Annotated in this window: 1 protein-coding gene; it reads right to left on the reverse strand. The window is 46.3% G+C overall.

All coding sequences use genetic code 11. The features are described from left to right. Positions 1-557: type II secretion system minor pseudopilin GspK (gene gspK, locus R8O11_RS30335; protein ID WP_318195277.1), on the reverse strand; the 557-nt coding region annotated here is incomplete at both ends.

The following is a 557-nucleotide window of genomic DNA, read 5'->3' on the forward strand; positions in this document are numbered from 1 at the left end:
AAGGAGCTATCCACTCCTAAATAACCTTTGGCGTTTTTCTTTACATCATCGCTCAAGCCAGTTAATTCTGACTCCGCTAGAAATTCATCTACGCTGTCCCAACCATCGAAGGGACGCTTTTCTATCAGTTGAACCGCATCGCTGCTGCTCAAGTTCGGTGAAAACATAGCGACTAAAATCGGCGCTTGTTCCACCTCTATCGTGTTGACGTTTAAACGCCAATCATCACTTGGGATCGCACATACCAAGGGCTCAATCTTTTGATAAATTTCACCACTCACTTGATATACCGCGCGCAGTTCAGTTTTGTCTGCCATCCAACCATTAGCCGCTAAATACGAAGGTTTCATCGATTCGTAGGTGCTGTCTTCCACGCCGGTGGTTGAACGTACTGTGCTGTCTGAATCAATGTATTCCCAAGTGGAATCGGCAATCACTTCCGCTTGATACGGCTCTACATCCGATTCTTCCAACAAACGCTGCAGCACTTGAACCAAATATGGTCGAGTGGTTTGTTGTCCGGTCGGCTGCACTCGACTTAACACATTGAGGTTAAA

It is taken from the genome of Vibrio sp. 1288, assembly GCF_033344475.1.